Here is a 15,465-nt window from a genome sequence, read left to right on the forward strand (position 1 = left end):
CCGCGCCTCCCCCTGCCGTCAACCTCACTGAGTCTCAAAATGGCAAACAAAGAATTTGATGTCGTCGTTATCGGCGCCGGCCCCGGCGGTTACATCGCCGCGATCCGCGCTGCCCAACTCGGTTTCTCGGTCGCTTGCGTCGAGAAGTGGACCAACCCGGCCGGCAAGATGGTGCTGGGCGGTACGTGCCTGAACGTGGGCTGCATTCCGTCGAAGGCACTGCTCGCGTCGTCGGAAGAATTCGAAAAGGTCGGTCATCACCTGGCTGACCACGGTATTACCACGTCGGATGTGAAGATCGACATCGAAAAGATGCTCACGCGCAAGCAAGGCATCGTCGACAAGATGACGGGCGGTATCGAGTATCTGTTCAAGAAGAACAAGATCACGTGGCTCAAGGGTCACGGCAAGATCATCGCCAAGAACGACGCTGGCTATCAGATCGACGTGACGGGCGAGGCCAGCGAATCGGTCAACGCCAAGAACATCATCATCGCCACGGGTTCGAAGGCCCGTCACCTGCCGGGCATGCCGGTCGACAACAAGCTCATCTCGGATAACGAAGGTGCGCTCTCGTTCGACACCGTGCCGAAGAAGCTGGGCGTGATCGGCGCTGGCGTGATCGGTCTGGAACTGGGTTCGGTGTGGCGCCGTCTGGGTGCTGAAGTCACCGTGCTCGAAGCCATGCCGGAATTCCTGGCAGCCGCCGATGCAGGCGTGGCCAAGGAAGCTGCCAAGCAGTTCAAGAAGCAGGGTCTGGACATCAACGTCGGCGTGAAGGTCGGCGAAGTCAAGACCGGCAAGGACAACGTCACGGTCAACTACACGGACAAGGACGGCAACGCCCACGAGCTGGTCGTCGATCGTCTGATCGTGTCGGTCGGCCGCGTGCCGAACACCGACGATCTGGGTCTGGGCAATATCGGTCTGGCGACCGACGAGCGCGGCTTCATTCCGGTGGACGATCACTGCGCGACCAAGCTGCCGAACGTGTACGCGATCGGTGACGTGGTGCGTGGCCCGATGCTCGCGCACAAGGCCGAAGACGAAGGCGTGCTGGTGGCCGAAGTCATCGCTGGCCAGAAGCCGCACATCGACTACAACTGCATTCCGTGGGTGATCTACACCTCGCCGGAAATCGCATGGGTCGGTAAGACCGAGCAGCAACTGAAGGCCGAAGGCCGTGAGTTCAAGCCGGGTCAGTTCCCGTTCGCTGCCAACGGCCGCGCACTGGGTATGGGCTCGTCGGACGGTTTCGTGAAGGTGCTGGCCGATGCCAAGACCGACGAAATCCTCGGCGTGCACGTGATCGGCCTGAACGCTTCGGATCTGATCGCCGAAGCCGTGGTCGCGATGGAGTTCAAGGCCGCGTCGGAAGACATCGGCCGTATCTGCCATCCGCACCCGTCGCTGTCCGAAGTGATGCGCGAAGCCGCCCTCGACGTCGAGAAGCGCGCGCTGAACAAGTAAGCGAGTTGCACTAAGTTGTGAGAACAAAGGCGAGGTAACTCGCCTTTGTTTTTTCCCGAATCCCGATCTAAGTGGCGCTTTCTGCCCCGCTTTCTGCCCGTCTACCGGCGCTGTACGCATGAACGTTCGCGAATACTACCAACAAGAATTGGCCACGCGCGGCTACAAGCCCGACGAAGCGCAGGAGCGTGCCGTCGACCGCCTGCAAGAGTGCTACGACGAATGGGCGGCCTATAAGGCCAAACGCTCGAACACGCTCAAGAAATGGCTCGTGCATCCCGATCTGCCCAAGGGCGTGTATCTGTGGGGCGGGGTAGGGCGCGGTAAGAGTTTCCTGATGGACAGCTTCTACTCGGTGGTGCCGTTGCAGCGCAAGACGCGCCTGCACTTCCACGAGTTCATGCGCGAAGTCCATCACCAGTTGCAGGCGCTCAAAGGCCTGCCCGATCCGCTGGACGAATTGGCCAAGCGCATTGCCAAGCGGTATCGGTTGATTTGCTTCGACGAATTTCACGTCTCCGATGTGGCCGACGCGATGATTCTGCATCGCTTGCTCTCGGAGTTGTTCAAGAACGGCGTGCAGTTCGTGATGACGTCGAACTATCGCCCCGACACGCTGTATCCCGATGGCCTGCATCGCGACCGCGTGCTGCCTGCGATCAAGTTGCTCGAAGAGAAGCTCGATGTGATGAACGTCGACGCGGGGATCGACTATCGCCGCCGCACGCTGGCACAGGTGCAGGTCTATCACTATCCGCTGGGCAACGAAGCCAACCGTGCCTTGCGTGCGGCGTTTGCCGAAATCGCGGGGGTGCCGGACGAAAGCCCGTTACTGCACATTGAACAGCGCGAGTTGAAGGCGTTGCGCCGAGCCGGTGGCGTGGTGTGGTTCGACTTTCATACGTTGTGTGGTGGCCCGCGTTCGCAGAACGATTACCTCGAACTGGCCAACCGTTTCCACACCGTGGTGCTGTCGGATGTGCCGCAGATGACGCCGCGTATGGCGTCGGAAGCGCGCCGCTTCACGTGGCTCGTAGACGTGTTTTACGACCACAAGGTGAAGCTGCTGATGTCGGCAGCGGTGCCGCCGGAGCAGTTGTACACCGAGGGCACACTCGCCAACGAGTTCACGCGAACGGTGTCGCGTCTGGTCGAGATGCAATCGCTCGAATATCTCGAGACGCCGCGTCGCGTGGTGGACACGTCGCTGACCTGATCAGTAGCGATTGCGGTTGCCGCCTCGCTCGCGCGGGGGCGGCGGGGGCGGTGCCTGACGCTGCTCGCGAATGTGGTTGTAGATATCGCCGCGCAGGTCGCCTTGCGGGCGTACCTCTTGCGGCTGCGGGCGCGGCGGCGCAGGGCGTGCCCCGTTATTGCCGCCGTTGTTGCCATTGCCGCGGCCGTCCGCACGCTCGCTGCCTTGCGCGAACCAGCCTGCGAAAAAGCGCCCGTTCGATGTCGATTGCGCCGTTGCGCCCATCGAGACGCTGGCCAGCATGACAAAACACAGTATCGGGACAAGTCGGGTGTGACGCATGCTGCCACCTCCTTGTCGGTGAAGTTGCCGCGCGATTTCGCGTGTTCCGGCGCACAATGCGCCGCCCATTCGGGGCCATTCAGAACGAAGTACAGACCATCGGACGTGCTCGATCGTGCGGCTACGCTTCGAGAGTAAGAGGGCTGCGCCTCGGCTGCTGTAAAGATTTGTAAAGCAATGTAAGTCGGTACGCACATGACGTAATGTGCTACGTACCATGCCCTGTTTATGGTCGGAGTTTTCCCAATGCGTAAGTTGTGGATTGCCCTAGTGGCGCTGGTGGTGGTGCTGGGCTTGCTGTTCGGCACGCCGTATTACACGCTGTGGCGTGCACGCGACGCGGCGAACGCACGCGATGCCGATACGCTTTCGTCGTATGTCGACTATCCGGCCGTGCGGGAAAGCCTGAAAACGAACCTTCACGACCAACTCGCGCGTCAGATGGATAAACAACGCGGTAACGCGTTGGGCGCGCTGGCACTGGCATTCGGCGGCTGGGTGTCGGATCGGGTGGTCGAGGCATTGTTGACGCCGGAAGCGGTTGCGGCCATGTTGCGCGGCGATAGCACCGGCTTGCCGCCCGCGCCAGGGGCACCGGCGCCGCGCGATGTCACCCCGCCGAACGCGGCGAACGATGCAGGTTCGGCAGCACCTGCGGCGCCGTCGGCCCCCGCGCCCGGCAGTGCCGACGCCGGCGCCTCGGGGGCGGCCCCCGCAGCCGAAACCCCGCGCACGCTGACCCGCACCGAGTTTCAGGACTTCAATCACTTCCTCGTGCACGTCTCGCGCAGCGATCGTCCAGACCGTGTCGTCACGTTCACACTCACGCGACGCAACCTTGTGCAGTGGCGCCTGACGGCGATCGCCGTCCCCCCGCTGTAACCGTTCCTGCCCTGCGAAACCCTCGGATCGTGGAATCCTGGTAAGCGCCGGAAATAAAAACGACGCAAAATGCGGTGACAATGCCCGGTTTCGGCCAACGGAATCCCGTTAGGCGCACGCATCCAGGGGTAGCACAAGGAACATCCCTTCATTGGGACGAAGGTAAGTCTGATGCAGATTTTGAATACGACGTCATGGCGGCGACTGGGCGCCGGTGCACTGCTGGCCATGTCACTGGTGGGCGGTGCGGCGCAAGTCGCTTTCGCCGACGGGATGACGCCTGCCGGGGTTTGGCAAATCATCGACGACAAGTCGGGCGAGCCCAAAGCGCTCATCACCATTACCGAGAAGGACGGCGAATTCGTCGGCGCGCTGACGCGCAGTCTTGGGCGCCGCGATGCGCTCGATCGCGTGTGCAGCGCGTGTACCGATTGGCGCAAAGGTCACAAGCTTCAGGGCCTGCAAATCATCCGTGGCCTGCATAAGGAGGGCGACGAATATACCGGCGGCAAGATTCTCGATCCGGACAGCGGCACCGAATACGGTTGCAAGGTGCGCGTTGTCGACGGTGGCAAGAAACTCGAAGTGCGCGGTTATCTGGGCGTGACCCTGCTGGGTCGCACCCAGACGTGGGTGCGCGAAGAGTAACGCCCGTTGTAACGACAGTTGCAACGCTAGGCTGATTTGCGACCCAATCCTGCAAACAACGCATAAATCATCTGATGCATGCCGTGACGCTCGATCGCCCCGCGAATGCCCGACGGTGGTTGCCAGTCGGCAGACGTGGCGCCGGTATTGATTGCTGAGGGCGGTGGCGATGGCGGCAAAGCGATCGATCGCCCGAGCCTGTGCGGCATGCTCGCGGCGACCCATGGTTTGATGAAGCCGCCGATGATCGGCAAATCGGACACCCGGCGCGCAGCCGCCCATACCCACGTCCGCACGACCGAGAGCACTTCGCCTTCTACGTGATACGCCGTAACCCCGGTATCGATCAGCGCTGCGTCGTGCCGCGCCATCGTGTTGACGTGCACACCTGCCGGGTCGAACGTCAGTGCGCGTGCTGATGGCACCGCAGCGGCTTCGGCTGAGGCGAGGCCGCCCCCCAATGAATGCCCGGTAAAGATGAGCCGCGACGATCCGTATCGTTGCGCCAATGCATCGGCCCATGCGATGCCGCGTTCGTACTGACTGGCGCGCAATCCCAACGCTTGTCGCACATTCTGTTGCCAGTCGACGCCCGATCTTCCGGCAATCCCCATTTCCGTGCCGCGGTTCGCGACAAAGATTTCGTCGGCATCGTTGTCCGAATAGAGCGCCCCGAAGAAACCGGATTGTTCCGGCCCATTGTCGTCGTTGGTTTCGAAGCGCTGAACGCGCTTGGGCAGAATCTGCGGAATCGATTCGTCGAAGTAGACATCCTGTCCGACGAGCGCAGCCGTGAGTGCTGTGCGCGTCTCTAGCGGCGCCACATTTTTCGCATCTCCGCGCTTCGTTTCGATGGCGGCATCAAGGGCGTCGAGTGCGTCGATGCGTTGTGCGACGTCGACTAGCTGCGAGGTCTGCACGGCATAGGCGGCGGCATCACGCTCGTCGACGAGCTGGCGCATCTGGGCGTACACGTTGTCGTACGCCTGCGCGGCAGGGACGGCGTTCACCAATGTGCGACGCAGTTCGCTTCGCAAACGTTGCTCGCGCGCATAGTGCTGCCAGTGATTGGGCGACCGTCGATCGTGGTCGTGGTTTTCGTCGCGAAGTGCGTCCTTCGAGTCTGGCTCGATGCGGGGCGCATTGCGCGAATGGGCGGGTGTTGGCGGCGCACAACTTGGAATGTGCACTGCGCCGGTCATGGGGCTGGTGGCGCCGATCATGATGGTTCCTGCCTCGATGAATGAAGAGTGGGATGCGATGACGAAAAAGTGTGTCGGGACGCGCCTGCGAAGAACATTAGAAATGGCTCATTTGCCGAGGCAATCGCTAGAGGACTTCCTCAGCACGGCGTCACGGCTTTGGCGTACTCTTCAAAACGGCTGACGCGCGCGGCAGCATGAGACTTGCCGGCGAGTGGGTCCTACGAGAATCAATTCCGTATCTGGGAGGAAGACAATCATGATGCAGATTTCGAACACGACGTCGTGGCGACGTTTGGGTGCCCGTGCACTGGTGGCGGTGGCGTTGCTGGGTGGCGCGACGATGGCGATGGCCGCCGACGAGGCGACCCCCGCAGGTGTCTGGAAGACGATCGACGACAACACCGGCAAGCCGAAGGCGCTCGTGACGATCACCGAGAAAGACGGTGAGTACATCGGCACGATCACCAAGGGCCTCGGCGAGAACGACGACCCGGAACGCATTTGCACGGCCTGCACCGACGCCCGCAAGGGACAGAAGATGCTCGGCCTTCAGATCATCAACGGGATTCGTAAAGACGGCGAAGGGTTCGACGGCGGCAAGATTCTCGATCCGGAGAACGGCAAGGAATATCGCTGCAAGATGACGCTGCTCGACGGTGGCAAGAAGATGGAAGTGCGTGGCTACATCGGCATCTCGCTGCTGGGCCGCACGCAGACCTGGATCCGCGAGCAATAAGTCGCACGCCGATTCGCGACACGAAAAAACACCCGCTACGGCGGGTGTTTTGTTATGCGCGACGGCGTGACGGAGACGGTGCACGCAACACGCAACACGCACCGCAGGGCTCGCCTACATGTGATGCGCGCACGACAAAGCCCGGACAGTGTCGCCACACTGTCCGGGCTTGCCGCCCACCCTAGCCCTGCTAACTACTCAACTACGCCCTTCACACCCCCAGCAACACTGCCTCTTCCTCTCGCGAATCACGCACTACCGGCCCTGCTGAATACTTCGTTTATTTCGCTAGTCCGCCCAGCCCGCCGAGCAGGCCAGTGACTGGTGCAAGCAACCCGCCTGCGGCACCGGCACCGCCCGAGGAACTGCTGGCAATCGTTGTGAGCGGCGTTGTCACCGTCGTCAGCAACGTCGTGACGGGCGCGAGCGGATTGCCTGCGCTACCCGAGCCGCCGGCGGCACTCGTCACGCCTCCCAGCAGGCCCGTCACGGCACCCAGCGGATTGCTTGCCGCCGAACCCGATCCACCCGATCCCGACAACCCGCCGAGAAGGCCGGTGACTGCGCCCAACGGATTGGTGCCCGAAGTCGAACCACCTGAGCCGGTCGCGCCGCTGAGTCCGCCCAGCAGCCCCGTCAACGCGCCTAGCGGATTGGTGCCAGTGGACGACGTCGGCGTGACCGTCGTGTTGCCCACGTTGGCGAGCACGATGCCCAGCGCATTGGCGCTCGTGCCGCTCGTGCTGCCAGTGAGCAAGCCGCCAGCGCTGGTCACGGTGTTGCCCAGTGCCATCAACGGATTGGCGAGACTCGCCACCACTGCATTCGGTGCAGCGCCCTTGACTTGCAGTCCTGCGGAATTCAACGCGCCGCCTACGGTGCCAAGCAGACCGGAGAGCGGGGCACCTAGCCCAGTGGTATTGCCGACTGTTTGTGTCGTGTTCACCACCACGTTCGTAATCGGTGTGACGGCGGACGAGAGTGCCGTCGTCGCTTGCACGACGGGGGCGCTGGTGAGCGCTTGCGTGAGCACCGCGCCGCCCTTCACACCCCCCTGACCGACGGTCGAGACGACGTTGCCAAGAACGCCCGTCAGCGTATCGACTGGTGTGCCCGCAAGCGGGCCGCTCTTGCCGATGCCTGCGATACCGCTCCCCAGCGATACCCCCGCATTGCCCAGATCGGTGACGACATTGCCAGTGCTTGCGAGCGTGGTGCCGACGGGGTCGGTGCCGGACTTGCCGACTTGTCCGAGGCCGTTGCCGACACCGGTGCCCAAATCGGTCACGGCATTACCCGTTTGCGTGAGGGCACCGCCGAAGCCTTGATTCACTTGCGGCGAGACGCCGGGAATCGTCGTGCCCGACACCTGATTGCCGACGGCACTGACCACCGAACCTACCGAGCTCACAACACCATTGCTACTCGTGGTCGGGTTCGTGGGGTTGGTCGGATTCGTCGGGTTGGTGGGGTTCGTCGGATTGGTCGGGTTGGTGGCGGTCGCGCCGCTGCCGTCCCCCGAGCTGGAACAACCCGTCACTCCCACGACACCTGCCGCCAGCGCGGCGAGCAGGGTAGGACGCAAAAGCTTCGACATGTCATGTCTCCTCAGAGGGGCAGCGCGTCGCGCAGGCTTAGGTGCGCGCCGGGGCGGGCCGGGCGGTCGAGACCAATCCGGCAATGTCCTGGTCCGCTTCGAAGCGCAGACGGAACGTCTCGCTCTTGAGCGTGCGAATGCTCTGCACCAAAAAGTCGTGAATGGCGGCGAGTTCGTTGTGGTCGTACGCGGCGCTCACCGCAGTGAGTTCGCGCGACACCGACGACAGGAACTGTTCGATTTGCGCGCAGCGCGATTCGATCGGGTGAATCATCACCATGCGGCGGTCGTGCGGGTTCTTCTCGCGCTCGACGAAGCCAGCGCGCTCGAGCCGGTCGATAACCGTGGTGATGCCGCCCGAGCTCACGCCCATGAGTTCGGCGAGTTGCCCGGCGGTAATCGATTCGAGTTCGAGAATCAGATCGAGGGCGTTCAGATCCGTGACGTTCAGACCGAGTTGTTCGGCGAGCGCCGCGTGATAGAGCGCGGTGTACACGGCGAGCCGGCGTCCGAGCGAGCGGACGATGCCGGCGACGAGGTCGTTGCGGTTCGTGTGTCGGTCGCTCATGGTGCCGTGCGTTCCGTTGAGCTGAGAGGCAGAAGACGTTGCCCCGTAAGCGGCACCGTGGTCGGTGCCGGAGGTGTTGTGCAAGTGGCTCGAAAACGTACCGTTGCCGGGTTCGCGAATGGCTGCCGGTTCGGTCATTTGCGTGGCGGACTCGCCATGGCCGCGCATCAAAAGGCCGGTGTCGGGAATGAAGCGGGCCATGGCATCTCCTTATCGATCAGGTGCGCAACGCATCGGTGAGCGTTGCGCGATGGGTATTGCTTAAACGTTCACTACGAATTACTTGGCAACCGAGCCAACACTGCCGAGCAAGTTGGTCACCGGTGCGAGCAAGCTGCCCAACCCCGCTGTCGCGCCCGAACCCGTGCTGCCACCGGCTGCGCCCGTCACACCAGAGAGCAGATTCGTGACCGGTGCGAGCGGGTTGCTGGCGCTACCCGAGCCAGAGCCGCCACCCGTGACCACCACCAACAGGTTGGTCACCGGTGCGAGCGGGCTGCTGCCGCTCGTGCCACCCGCCGCGCCCCCCAGACCCGAGAGCAAGTTGGTGACCGGTGCGAGCGGGCTGCTGCCGCCGCTCGATCCGCCCAGACCGCCCAGCAGGCCAGTGACCGACGACAGCGGGCTGCTGCCACCCGTCGCGCCACCCAGGCCGCCCAACAGACCCGTCACCGAGCCGAGCGGGTTGCTCGACGTGCCGCCGCCGGCCGCCGTGTTGCCGAGGTTGCCGAGCAGCGAGCCGAACGGGTTCGCCGAGCCCGTCGAGGTTGAGCCGTTCACGAAGCCGCCCAGCCCGGACACCGTGTTACCGGTGGCAATGACCGTGCCGCCCAAGGCGTAGACCACTTGATTCGACGAGGCGCCGCGCAACGTCGTACCGACCGTGCCAACCGTGTTACCCAGCGTGGTGAGCAGGTTCTGCACCGGACCGCCGAGACCCGTGGTGTTGCCCACCGTGCGTGTCGTATCCGAGACCACATTGGTGATCGGGGTGATGGCCGACGAAAGCGCCGTCGTTGCCGTCACGAGCGGGCCGCCGCTGAAGGCTTGTTTGAGGATGGCGCCGCCTGCGATGCCACCCTGGCCGACGGTGCCCACGACATTGCCGAGTGCCGTTGTGAGCGTGTCGACCGGTGTGCCGGCGAGCGGGCCGCTCTTGCCGATGCCTGCGACGCCGCTACCCAGCGACACGCCGGCGTTGCCCAGGTCCGTCACAACGTTGCCGGTACTGGCGAGCGTGGTGCCGACAGGATCTTTCGATGCGCCGACTTGACCCAGGCCGCTGCTCACGCCGTTGCCCAGATCGGTGACGGCATTGCCGGTCTGCGCGAGGGCGTTGCCCATGCCTTGCGTGGCTTGCGGCGAGACCAGCGGCAGATTGGTGCTGGCGACCTGATTGCCCAAGGCGCTGACCACGTTACCGGCGGAGCTCACCACACCGCCTGCGCCGGTCGCCGTCGTGCCGACCGCATTCGGGGTGCCGGTGGTGCCGGTCGAGGCGACACCGCTGCCGCCACCGCCGCTGGAGCAGCCCGTGAGAGCAATGGCGCCGATAGCGGCAGAGGCGAGAAGCGTGCGTTGCAGTGCGTTCGACATGATGTTCATCTCCCTGTTTTTTCCTGAGTCCCGGCGGCGCGCCGCGCGGTGACGTTCTGTGGTTATGTCTTCGGTTGCTTGGTTACTTCCATTTCAGAAACCTGGGCCGGTCGCTTTGTAACCGCTGAAGTCTTGATGGACGGTTAGGGCGGGCCGCGTTCGGGGCGGGCCGGACCCGGACCTTCTCGACCCGATGTGCGGACATCGGGAGGAGGGCCGGATCGCGGCGATCGCAGGCGGGTGGGGGAATCGCTCGAGTCATGATCGCGACGCTCCTGTTGGCTCGACGGTTTGGCGTGCTATGCGCTTACTTCTTGGCGCCGAGCAGGCCGCCCAGCAAGCCGGTCACAGGGGCCAGTGCACCGCCGCTGGCACCGGCCGAGCCGGTGGCACCGCCCACGGCACCGGTCACTGCGCCGAGGAGGTTCGTCACCGGTGCCAGTGCGCCGGTCGAGGCCGAACCGCCAGCACCTGCCGAAGCACCGCCCGTTCCGGCCGAAGCGCCTGCGCCACCCGATGCCGTGCCGCCGAGCGCACCCGTCAAACCTGCGACGAGGTTGGTGACCGGGGCGAGCGGGTTGCTGCCCGAGGCACCGCCGGCCGCGCCGCCGAGTGCGCCGGTCAAGCCCGAAACCAAGTTGGTGACCGGGGCGAGCGGGTTGGTACCCGACGTGCCGCCGGCTGCGCCAGTGAGACCACCGGTCAGGCCCGACACCAGATTCGTGACCGGGGCGAGCGGGTTGGTACCCGAGGCGCCGCCAGCTGCGCCGGTGAGACCGCCGGTCAGGCCCGACACCAGATTCGTGACCGGGGCGAGCGGGTTGGTACCCGACGTGCCGCCGGCTGCGCCGGTGAGACCGCCGGTCAGGCCCGACACCAGGTTGGTGACCGGGGCGAGCGGGTTGCTGCCCGACGTGCCGCCAGCCGCACCGCCGAGTGCACCCGTCAGGCCCGAGACCAGGTTGGTGACAGGGGCCAGCGGGCCCGTGCCCGTGCCACCTGCGCCGCCGAGGCCGCCAAGACCGCCAAGGGCCGAGGTGATCGGGGCGAGCGGGTTGGTGCTCGTGGGCGTGCCGTGTACGAGGCCGCCGAGGCTGGCAACGGTGTTGCCCAAGCCGGCGACGAGGCCACCGACGTCGGTCGCAATCGGGTTGTTGAGCTGCGACGCCACCTTGGTGCCCACACCGGCGAGACCGCCGCCGACTTGCGTCAGCAGACCTGCTACCGGGGTACCGAGGCCCGTCACGTTGCCGACGGTTTGCGTGGTGTTGGTCACAACGTTCGTGATCGGCGTGATGGCCGACGACAGACCCGTCGTGAGCTGTTGCACCGGTGCGCTCGTAATCGTGCTCGTCAGGCTGTTGCCGATGGCCACGCCACCATTACCGACTGCCGTGACGACACCGCCGAGCAACGTGGTCACGCCGTTCACCGGGGTGTTGGCCAACGGGCCCGTTTGGCCGAGGCCGGCGACTGCGCTACCCAGTTGCGTACCGGCAGTGCCGAGGTTCGAGACGACGCCGCCGACGCTGGCGAGCGTGGGGTTCAACGGGTCGGCGACCGAACCCAGCTTGCCCACACCGTTCGTCAGGCCGTTGCCGAGGGTTTGCACGGCGTTGCCCGTGGAGACGACCGCGCCAGCCAGGCCGCTTTGCGTTTGGGTGCTGACCAGCGGCAGTTGCGTGCCAGCAAGCGTGGTGCCCAGGTCGCTGACCGTCTTGCCCACTTGCGTCACGACACCCGTGCTGGCGGTGCCGGCGACCGTGCCGATCGGGTTGGTGGAGGCGCCACCGCTGCTGCTGCCGCTGCTGCTACCGCTGCTGCTGCCGCTGCTGCTACCGCTGCTGCTACCGCTGCTGCTGCCGCTGCTGCTGCCGCTGCTGCTGCCGCTGCTGCTACCGCTGCTGCTACCGCCGCTGCTGCCGCTGCCACTACCGCTGCTGCTAGCGCCGCTGCTGCTGCCACTGCCGCTACCGCTGCTGCTGGCGCCGCTGCTGCTACCACTGCCGCTGCCGCTGCCGCCGCTGCTGGCACCGCTGCTACTAGCGCCGCTGCTGCTGCCGTCGGTACCGGTGCCCGATCCGCCGCCGAGTGCGCCGCCGATGCCGCCGGCGCCGGAGCCGGCACAGCCGGTCATGGTGACGATAGCGAGAAGGCAGGCCGAAGCGAGAAGGTTGCGTTGGATGTTGTTCATGATGGTGTCCTCTGGTCGTTTATGTGATCAGGCGAGCGCTTCTTGCGCTGCCAGTCGGGTATTCATGCGTTGTGCGATGAGTGCGAACAGAAGCGCCTCGACGGCTGCGCTGGTGGGGCCCGTCATCGCCAGGGCCTGATTCGTGTGTTGCGTGCCTGCCGTGTCGAACGGTGTGGCGGTGGCGCGTACGCCACCGCCGTCCTCACCGCTCCTCCCTGGGCTTGCGCCTCTACGATCGTCTTGGGCGGCAGCGCTGCGCTGCATGGCCCCGACGCGTTGCTGCGAGGCCGTGAGGCCTGCGGCGCCGAGCGTCGTTTGTTTGGTAATGCCAATGATCATGGTGTCCCCCGGTGATCTTTAGCGTTGCGATGCAGGGATATCCGCAAGAGGTGTGCCAACCTCTAAATCCGGGGTTGAATAAACGCTCTAGTTTTCTCGGCGACTGCCGCGAAAGCCTGTATTTATTTGCGTTTCGGAAAACAAGAATCTTTTGGATCGAGAGATCGACAACTGGCACGCCTGATCAAAAGTCAGGGTTAACGTGATCGGGAAAAGGTGAAAGCGGGGAGAAATCCGGCGAATTTCCGTTCCCGTTACGAGGGGCGTTACGGGTAACGTTACGTAACGTCGTATCGTGTTCCTTCGGGTAAATACGCGGATAAAGCGGCGCTGCCGAGATGGGTAAACGCAATTGCGATTGATTCGCGTGAAGCGCAGGCGGGGCGCTTGGCGATACGACGTAATCTTCGGAAATCACGTCGCCTATACGGTTCGCAATGCGATGTGCTGCGCATGCTGGCAAAGGCGATTGACCCTCTGGAAAAAGGGGCGTGCCGACGTCGAATAGGAGGTAATGCGGATGGTATTTGCCGAGCTAATGCAGGCAGTATGAAAATGCCACGGATGGCGAAAGATTTCGAAAGATTTGGTAGTTGCGCGCCGCGCTCGGGAAGTGTGAGATATCGCCTGACGCCACAACTGGCAAGGATTGCGAAGTCATCGGCAGAATGCGAGGCGGATTGAGGGTGTCGTGAGGCGGGGATAGCGGATGGATGAAAAGTTATTTAAATGTCCGCTGCATTTGATGCGTTGTTTCGCTCACACGCACAGAATCATGGTTTTCCCTCGACGGTGTTGCATTGCTTAGTTTTGGAGTATTGTTTGAGCAACCCGTGTAACGTTTTCTTACATTCTCCACGGTGATTGGTAGGAAGGCTCTAGTTTTTGCGTTTTACTTTAAATTAGCATCGAAAAAAAATAGTGCGTCATCCCAACAGTTACTTCGGCAGGTCGGGAAATAATGGCGTACAAAGTAAAAGAGGTTCGGAAGCCTTGCTGCGTAACGAACCCAGGGTCGAAGTCCAGAGTTGATAAGCGATATGGCGGGTTTGCGCCTTTCAGGTGAGTACCTGAACGTGACTCGTCGTGTATGCCAACGGGCGAAAAACGCCTTAATACTGAGGGAGGGTGAGATGAAACTCGGCAATCGTATTCGACTGTTTGCGCGCGATGAACGTGGCGTAACTGCGCTGGAGTACGGCATTCTGGCCGCCATTGTCGCCGTGGTGATCGGCGTCACGGTCTCTCCGGGGCTGACCAATACCTTTACTTCGATTTTCACCAAGGTCCAGTCTGTCGTCACGGCTGCGGGTAGTTAAGGTCTGGCGCGCGGGGTGCGGCGTATGCGGGGTGTGCATCGTCACCGCGTTGGCAGATGCCGGGGGCCACGACGGCAGCAGGGTGTTACGGCGTTGGAATACGGCATTCTCGCGGCGATTGTGGTGGTGATCGTCGGCACGACGGTCTACACCCAGTTGGGAGGGGCCATCACGTCGGTATTCAGCACCATGTCGTCAGCTGCCATCTCGGTGATTTCGCACTGAAACGAGGGCCATCGTGCTCACCTTGCTGTGGTTGCTCTGCGTGCCGATCATGGTCACCGATCTGATTGCACGCCGCATTCCTAACGTCTGGTTGCTCTCGGTCGGTGCGCTTGCGCTGGGCTGGATCGGCTGGCGGGCGTGGCAGGGCGAACCTCACGTCCTTTGGGTTCACGGTCTCGGTGCGCTGCTTGGATTGATCGTACTACTACCGTTTTGGTGGCGCGGCGTGATGGGCGCGGGCGACGTGAAGTTGTTCGCACTGATCGGTTTGATTGCCGGGTATCCGGCGCTTTTGCCAGTGTGGTGTCTGGCGAGCGTCGCAGCGGGGATTCATGCCCTGGTATTGCTGGCCGGGCGGTTCGCGTGGCTCACGCGATGGCGCGAGCGAATGGCGGCGACCGCCACATGGCAACGTGTAGAGCAATCGCGGGCCGGGCGTATCGGGTTGCCCTACGGGGCGTATCTGGCGGCGGCGGCGCTGGTGGTGCGGTAGCAGGCAGTTGGAATAGTGTGCCGAGTGCTGCAAAAAGCGGCACCGCAAAAACGGGAGGCGCGGGCGACGCCGCGCGAATAAGCAGCACCAATGCGTCGCCAAACACGGCCTGCAAGCGCCGTGTGCGACGGGGAGTGTCGTCATGAAGCGGTATGGGACACCGATGGGAGCAGGGTTACGGCGGGCGCGTGCGCGCGGCGTCGCCGCTCTGGAATTTATGCTCATCCTGATCATCCTGTTGCCCGCCTTCTACGTCGCCGTTGGCTTCTCCATCACCATTCTTGCGCGTCAAATGCTGACGCAGGCTGCCTCGGAAGGCGGCCGGGCCATGTTGCGCGCCGGGACGTTGTCTCAGCGCCAGAGCTATGCCACGCAAGCGGTCGGCAACACGCTCGCCTGGCCCGCGTCGAGCGCAGTGACGACCAGCTTCGTGCCCGATACCACGTATCCGTGCCCGGCTTCCGGCGCAACGAGTAGCGCGTCGCAATGCATCGTTCACGTCAACCTCAGCTTGAATCAACCCATGACCGTCAATTGGCCGGGGTTAGGGAGTCTGGTGCCATCAACCATCAATGGCACCGCAGCAGTGACGCTCGACACGTCGACGCTCGGCGGCAGCTGAGTGGGCGCGTGATGAAAAGTTTGACCGACGTTGT

16 protein-coding genes are annotated in these 15,465 nt (G+C 63.4%); 9 read left to right on the top strand and 7 right to left on the bottom strand.

The genetic code is table 11. The features are described 5' to 3' along the window. Positions 1 to 39 precede the first annotated feature (39 nt). Both lpdA and zapE read left to right on the top strand, forming a co-directional pair. On the top strand, positions 40 to 1,470 hold the full coding sequence (gene lpdA, locus ACPWR9_RS08385; RefSeq protein ID WP_426297384.1) for a dihydrolipoyl dehydrogenase: 1,431 nt from the start codon (positions 40 to 42) through the stop codon (positions 1,468 to 1,470). Between the two features lie 118 nt (positions 1,471 to 1,588). Next, positions 1,589 to 2,686: a cell division protein ZapE gene (gene zapE, locus ACPWR9_RS08390; RefSeq protein WP_426297383.1), complete on the top strand. Its 1,098-nt coding sequence runs from the start codon at positions 1,589 to 1,591 to the stop codon at positions 2,684 to 2,686. On the opposite strand, the gene ACPWR9_RS08395 is transcribed toward zapE, so the two are convergent. Further along, entirely contained in the window at positions 2,687 to 3,007 is a 321-nt protein-coding gene (locus tag ACPWR9_RS08395; RefSeq protein WP_426297382.1) for a hypothetical protein, read from the bottom strand. A 246-nt stretch (positions 3,008 to 3,253) separates the two neighbouring features. Here ACPWR9_RS08395 and ACPWR9_RS08400 point away from each other — a divergent pair, with 246 nt between their 5' ends. Both ACPWR9_RS08400 and ACPWR9_RS08405 read left to right on the top strand, forming a co-directional pair. Beyond that, complete coding sequence (locus ACPWR9_RS08400; protein WP_426297381.1) at positions 3,254 to 3,889, top strand: DUF2939 domain-containing protein; 636 nt, start codon at positions 3,254 to 3,256, stop codon at positions 3,887 to 3,889. A gap of 171 nt (positions 3,890 to 4,060) precedes the next feature. After that, entirely contained in the window at positions 4,061 to 4,537 is a 477-nt protein-coding gene (locus tag ACPWR9_RS08405) for a DUF2147 domain-containing protein (protein WP_426297380.1), read from the top strand. Positions 4,538 to 4,563: 26 nt separating this feature from the next. Here the strand turns inward: ACPWR9_RS08405 and ACPWR9_RS08410 are convergent, their stop codons facing one another. Continuing rightward, positions 4,564 to 5,760, bottom strand: coding sequence for a hypothetical protein (locus tag ACPWR9_RS08410; protein ID WP_426297379.1), 1,197 nt, complete (start codon positions 5,758 to 5,760; stop codon positions 4,564 to 4,566). A 238-nt stretch (positions 5,761 to 5,998) separates the two neighbouring features. On the opposite strand from ACPWR9_RS08410, the gene ACPWR9_RS08415 reads away from it, so the two are divergent. Continuing rightward, on the top strand, positions 5,999 to 6,478 hold the full coding sequence (locus ACPWR9_RS08415; RefSeq protein ID WP_426297378.1) for a DUF2147 domain-containing protein: 480 nt from the start codon (positions 5,999 to 6,001) through the stop codon (positions 6,476 to 6,478). Between the two features lie 280 nt (positions 6,479 to 6,758). Here the strand turns inward: ACPWR9_RS08415 and ACPWR9_RS08420 are convergent, their stop codons facing one another. The 5 genes from ACPWR9_RS08420 to ACPWR9_RS08440 all read right to left on the bottom strand — a co-directional run bounded on the left by ACPWR9_RS08420 (position 6,759) and on the right by ACPWR9_RS08440 (position 12,772). Beyond that, positions 6,759 to 8,075, bottom strand: a complete 1,317-nt coding sequence (locus ACPWR9_RS08420; RefSeq protein ID WP_426297377.1) for a collagen-like triple helix repeat-containing protein — start codon at positions 8,073 to 8,075, stop codon at positions 6,759 to 6,761. 37 nt (positions 8,076 to 8,112) lie between these two features. Beyond that, the gene (locus ACPWR9_RS08425; RefSeq protein ID WP_426297376.1) at positions 8,113 to 8,844 is read right to left on the bottom strand and encodes a MarR family winged helix-turn-helix transcriptional regulator; all 732 of its coding nucleotides are present in this window, start codon (positions 8,842 to 8,844) and stop codon (positions 8,113 to 8,115) included. A gap of 78 nt (positions 8,845 to 8,922) precedes the next feature. After that, positions 8,923 to 10,239, bottom strand: coding sequence for a collagen-like triple helix repeat-containing protein (locus tag ACPWR9_RS08430; protein ID WP_426297375.1), 1,317 nt, complete (start codon positions 10,237 to 10,239; stop codon positions 8,923 to 8,925). A gap of 307 nt (positions 10,240 to 10,546) precedes the next feature. After that, positions 10,547 to 12,433 carry a collagen-like triple helix repeat-containing protein gene (locus ACPWR9_RS08435; RefSeq protein ID WP_426297374.1) on the bottom strand — a complete coding sequence of 629 codons (1,887 nt, stop codon included), beginning with the start codon at positions 12,431 to 12,433 and terminating at the stop codon, positions 10,547 to 10,549. Between the two features lie 27 nt (positions 12,434 to 12,460). Beyond that, positions 12,461 to 12,772, bottom strand: coding sequence for a hypothetical protein (locus ACPWR9_RS08440; RefSeq protein ID WP_426297373.1), 312 nt, complete (start codon positions 12,770 to 12,772; stop codon positions 12,461 to 12,463). Positions 12,773 to 13,905: 1,133 nt separating this feature from the next. On the opposite strand from ACPWR9_RS08440, the gene ACPWR9_RS08445 reads away from it, so the two are divergent. From ACPWR9_RS08445 to ACPWR9_RS08460, 4 genes are all read left to right on the top strand, one after another. Continuing rightward, positions 13,906 to 14,091 (top strand): Flp family type IVb pilin, encoded by a 186-nt coding sequence (locus tag ACPWR9_RS08445; RefSeq protein ID WP_426297372.1) that lies wholly within the window; start codon positions 13,906 to 13,908, stop codon positions 14,089 to 14,091. A gap of 93 nt (positions 14,092 to 14,184) precedes the next feature. Then, positions 14,185 to 14,316, top strand: coding sequence for a hypothetical protein (locus tag ACPWR9_RS08450; RefSeq protein WP_426297371.1), 132 nt, complete (start codon positions 14,185 to 14,187; stop codon positions 14,314 to 14,316). A 13-nt stretch (positions 14,317 to 14,329) separates the two neighbouring features. Beyond that, entirely contained in the window at positions 14,330 to 14,809 is a 480-nt protein-coding gene (locus ACPWR9_RS08455) for an A24 family peptidase (protein WP_426297370.1), read from the top strand. A 142-nt stretch (positions 14,810 to 14,951) separates the two neighbouring features. Continuing rightward, positions 14,952 to 15,431 (top strand): TadE/TadG family type IV pilus assembly protein, encoded by a 480-nt coding sequence (locus ACPWR9_RS08460; protein ID WP_426297369.1) that lies wholly within the window; start codon positions 14,952 to 14,954, stop codon positions 15,429 to 15,431. Positions 15,432 to 15,465 lie beyond the last annotated feature (34 nt).

Source organism: Pandoraea pneumonica (genome assembly GCF_049918595.1).
GTDB classification, from domain to species: domain Bacteria; phylum Pseudomonadota; class Gammaproteobacteria; order Burkholderiales; family Burkholderiaceae; genus Pandoraea; species Pandoraea pneumonica_A.

Bases quoted from the DNA above. Each gene is read 5' to 3' on its own strand.
- ACPWR9_RS08400 (WP_426297381.1), top strand. From the start codon at position 3,254: ATGCGTAAGTTGTGGATTGCCCTAGTGGCGCTGGTGGTGGTGCTGGGC.
- zapE (WP_426297383.1), top strand. From the start codon at position 1,589: ATGAACGTTCGCGAATACTACCAACAAGAATTGGCCACGCGCGGCTAC.
- ACPWR9_RS08405 (WP_426297380.1), top strand. From the start codon at position 4,061: ATGCAGATTTTGAATACGACGTCATGGCGGCGACTGGGCGCCGGTGCA.
- ACPWR9_RS08410 (WP_426297379.1), bottom strand. From the start codon at position 5,760: ATGATCGGCGCCACCAGCCCCATGACCGGCGCAGTGCACATTCCAAGT.
- ACPWR9_RS08425 (WP_426297376.1), bottom strand. From the start codon at position 8,844: ATGGCCCGCTTCATTCCCGACACCGGCCTTTTGATGCGCGGCCATGGC.
- ACPWR9_RS08430 (WP_426297375.1), bottom strand. From the start codon at position 10,239: ATGTCGAACGCACTGCAACGCACGCTTCTCGCCTCTGCCGCTATCGGC.
- ACPWR9_RS08435 (WP_426297374.1), bottom strand. From the start codon at position 12,433: ATGAACAACATCCAACGCAACCTTCTCGCTTCGGCCTGCCTTCTCGCT.
- lpdA (WP_426297384.1), top strand. From the start codon at position 40: ATGGCAAACAAAGAATTTGATGTCGTCGTTATCGGCGCCGGCCCCGGC.
- ACPWR9_RS08395 (WP_426297382.1), bottom strand. From the start codon at position 3,007: ATGCGTCACACCCGACTTGTCCCGATACTGTGTTTTGTCATGCTGGCC.
- ACPWR9_RS08415 (WP_426297378.1), top strand. From the start codon at position 5,999: ATGATGCAGATTTCGAACACGACGTCGTGGCGACGTTTGGGTGCCCGT.
- ACPWR9_RS08445 (WP_426297372.1), top strand. From the start codon at position 13,906: ATGAAACTCGGCAATCGTATTCGACTGTTTGCGCGCGATGAACGTGGC.
- ACPWR9_RS08420 (WP_426297377.1), bottom strand. From the start codon at position 8,075: ATGTCGAAGCTTTTGCGTCCTACCCTGCTCGCCGCGCTGGCGGCAGGT.
- ACPWR9_RS08440 (WP_426297373.1), bottom strand. From the start codon at position 12,772: ATGATCATTGGCATTACCAAACAAACGACGCTCGGCGCCGCAGGCCTC.
- ACPWR9_RS08460 (WP_426297369.1), top strand. From the start codon at position 14,952: ATGAAGCGGTATGGGACACCGATGGGAGCAGGGTTACGGCGGGCGCGT.